Source organism: Streptomyces sp. ID05-39B (assembly GCF_033794725.1).
GTDB classification, from domain to species: domain Bacteria; phylum Actinomycetota; class Actinomycetes; order Streptomycetales; family Streptomycetaceae; genus Streptomyces; species Streptomyces bobili.
In genome coordinates, this window is sequence record NZ_JARGEF010000073.1 from 30,067 (window position 1) to 33,502 (window position 3,436).

The 3,436-nt window shown below is 74.4% G+C and carries 3 protein-coding genes; all 3 read right to left on the reverse strand.

Annotated features, from left to right (window positions below; translation table 11 throughout):
- Positions 1-271: 271 nt before the first annotated feature.
- Positions 272-781, reverse strand: coding sequence for a tRNA (adenosine(37)-N6)-threonylcarbamoyltransferase complex ATPase subunit type 1 TsaE (tsaE, locus tag P1P75_RS18110; RefSeq protein ID WP_319256489.1), 510 nt, complete (start codon positions 779-781; stop codon positions 272-274).
- Positions 750-1,997 (reverse strand): alpha/beta hydrolase, encoded by a 1,248-nt coding sequence (locus P1P75_RS18115; RefSeq protein WP_319256491.1) that lies wholly within the window; start codon positions 1,995-1,997, stop codon positions 750-752. Before P1P75_RS18115 ends, tsaE begins: the two co-directional genes overlap by 32 nt.
- A 136-nt stretch (positions 1,998-2,133) precedes the next feature.
- A complete protein-coding gene (gene alr / locus P1P75_RS18120) occupies positions 2,134-3,315 on the reverse strand; it encodes an alanine racemase (RefSeq protein ID WP_319256493.1) in 1,182 nt (393 codons plus the stop codon).
- Between the last annotated feature and the right edge of the window lie 121 nt (positions 3,316-3,436).

Sequence of the window (3,436 nt, forward strand, 5' to 3'; positions counted from 1 at the left end):
GCCCTTGCGCCTCAGGCCGCCGGCACGCCGTTGCGCCTCAGGCCGCCGGCACGCCGTTGCGCCTCAGAGCACGGGCACACTCGTGCGCCTCAGGCCGCCGGCACACCGTTGCGCCTCAGGGCGCCTGGCCGCCCCAGCCCGCCAGCACTCCCAGATCCGCCCCAGGCCGCCGGCACCCCCGGTCCGCCCCGGCCCGCCAGCACGCCCAAGCCCACCTCAGCCCGACGACACGCCCGGTCCCCCCTCAGCCCGCCGACATGCCTGGCTCACCTCAGCCCGCCAGCGCGCCCAGATCCGCCGAGGCCCAGCGCTCGCCCAGACCGGTGACCGTCACCTGCCGGACCTCGTCCGTCGTGTCGCCCACGGCCCGGTGGATGCGCACCTGGAGCCGCTCCTCGGCCAGTTCCTCGACCTTGCCCTCGCCCCACTCCACGACGATCACGGACTCGGGCAGGGACACGTCGAGATCCAGGTCCTCCATCTCGTCCAGCCCGCCGCCCAGGCGGTACGCGTCGACATGGACGAGCGGCGGCCCCTCCCCGAGGGACGGGTGGACGCGGGCGATGACGAACGTCGGTGAGGTGACCGCGCCCCGCACGCCGAGACCCTCGCCGAGCCCGCGCGTCAGCGTCGTCTTGCCCGCGCCCAGCTCCCCGCTGAGCATCACGAGATCACCTGCGCGCACCAGTGCGGCCAGGCGTCTGCCCAGGTCCCGCATCTGCTCGGGGGAGGTGACGGTCAGCTCGGTCTCAGCCCTGCGCGCTGCTGCTGGTGCTTCCATAGCCACCCACGGTAACGCCTGCCGGTACGGCGCCCGCGCGGGTGAGCAGGTCGGCGAGCCGGTCGGTGACGGCCTCCGGATGCTCCAGCATCACGAGGTGCCCGGCGTCGGGCACGAGGACCAGTTCGGCGTCCGGCAGCAGGTCGGCGATGGCCTCGCTGTGCTCGCTGGGCGTCACCAGGTCCCCGATGCCGGCCAGCACCAGCACCGGCATGTCCGTGAAGTGGGCGAGCGCCTCGGTCTTGTCGTGATCGGTGAAGGCCGGGTAGAACTCCGCGACCACGTCGATCGGTGTGCCCTCGAGCATCCGCTCGGCGAACCGGGCGACGGCCGGATCCACGTCCCGCGACGCGAACGAGTACCGCTTGATGATCCCCGCGAACAGATCGGCGGTGACCCGCCGCCCCTTCTCCACCAGCGCGGCCTGCTGCCCCATCGCCTTGAGCACGCCCGGCAGCACCCGCCGCACGGCGTTCACCCCGGCGACCGGCAGTCCGAAGTTCACCTCGCCGAGCCGCCCGGACGACGTACCGACGAAGGCGGTGGCGACGACCCGCTCGCTGATCAGCTCGGGGAACTGCGCGGCCAGCGCCATCACGGTCATTCCGCCCATGGAGTGCCCGACGAGCACGATCGGCCCCTCCGGCACGGCCGCGTCGATGACGGCCTTCAGGTCGCGCCCCAGCTGGTCTATGGTCAGCGGCTCGCCGTCCCGCAGCTGGGCCGCGCCGCGCGCCGACCGGCCGTGGCTGCGCTGGTCCCAGTGCACGGTCCGTACGACGCCCCGCAGGGCCGCCCGCTGAAAGTGCCAGGAGTCCTGGGTGAGGCAGTAGCCGTGGCTGAAGACGACGGTGACGGGGAGCGGGGACTTGCGGCCGAACAGGCGGCGCCGGCGGTTCGCCGGACCGCCCTGCGGCTCGACGTCGTCGACCTCGTAGTACAGCTCGGTGCCGTCGTCGGCGTACGCCTTGCCGGGGGTGCCGCGCAGCGCGCCGTACGGGCCCGTCGAGTCCAGGGCGAGACGGGCCTTCGCCCGCATGCCGCGTCCCACGGTCATCCGCTCCAGGGCGACTCCGGCGGCGGCGCCCGCGGCGATCACACCTATCGCGGCGCCCGCGATGCCCGTCGCGCGCCGCCAGCCGGCCCCCGTGGCGGAGGCGGCGTCGACGACCGCCGAGGCGGCACTCGCCACTGCCTCCGCGCTGCTCTCGCTCACGTACCGCTCCTCTTCACCGGATGTCACCGGTTGTCGCCGGATGCGGGATGCCCGCGCGCGGGTACCCGTCTGGTTCCTCGTTCGGATGAACTGCATGCACGCGAATCGCCTGCACCTGAATGGGCGTGGAAGCGTTTCAGGGGCTGGTCTCGTCCGCCTCGTCCACATAGACGCGGGGGACGCGCGATCCGATGCGCGTGACGATTTCGTAGGCGATGGTGCCCGCGGCCTGCGCCCAGTCCTCGGCGGTGGGCTCGCCGCGGTCGCCGGGGCCGAAGAGCACGGCCTCCTCACCGGGTCCCGGCTCGTCGCCACCGAGGTCGACGACGAACTGGTCCATCGCGATCCGCCCGGCGACCGTACGCCACTTGCCGCCGATGAGGACGGGACCGGTGCCGGAGGCGTGCCGGGGGACGCCGTCGGCGTAGCCGAGGGGGACCAGGCCGAGGGTCGTCACGCCGGGGGTCGTGTAGTGGTGGCCGTAGCTGACGCCGTGGCCGCCCGGGACCTGCTTCACCAGGGCCAGCGAGGCCGCCAGTCTCATCACCGGGCGCAGCCCCAGGTCGGCGGAGGAGCCCAGCTCGGGGCTCGGTGAGACGCCGTACATGGCGATGCCCGGCCGGATCAGGTCGAAGTGGGTCTCGGGGAGGGTGAGCGCGGCCGGCGAGTTGGCGATGTGCCGCACCTCGGGCCGTACGCCCCGCTCCTCGGCGTGCGCCAGCATCTCGCGGAAGCGGGTGAGCTGGGCGGCGACGGAGGGGTGGCCCGGCTCGTCGGCGCAGGCGAAGTGGGACCACACGCCGGTGATCCGGACGAGGCCCTCGCGCTCGGCGCGCAGCGCCTCGGCGACCAGGCCTGGCCAGTCGGCGGGCTGGCAGCCGTTGCGCCCGAGGCCCGTGTCGGCCTTGAGCTGCACGCGGGCGGCCCGCCCGGCGAGCCGCGCACCCTCGACGGCCTCGCGCAGCGCCCACAGGCCGCTCACGGACACGTCCAGGTCCGCTTCGACGGCCTCCCGCCAGGGCCCGCCGGGCGTCCACAGCCAGCACATGATCCGGACGTCCGCCGGCAGGCCCGCCCCGGCGCGCAGCGCGAGGGCCTCCTGCGGGGTGGCGGTGCCGATCCAGGTGGCGCCCGCGTCGACGGCGGCGCGCGCGCAGGCGACCGCGCCGTGGCCGTATCCGTCGGCCTTCACCACGGCCATGAACGCCGCGCCGGGCGCCTTCGCGCGCAGCGCGCGCACGTTGGCCCGCAGCGCGGCCAGATCGATCTCGGCACGGGCACGCTGCGGGGCGGCGGTCGGCTGTGCAGTCTCACTCATCCCGCCCAGTCTCTCAGAGCCCCGGGACGCGCCCTAAGAGCCGGGCCGCATCAGCCGGCCGCCACCTGGGGGTCCGCCGGTGAGACCGGGAGACTCCGCCCGCCTCACCCCCGTACGACAT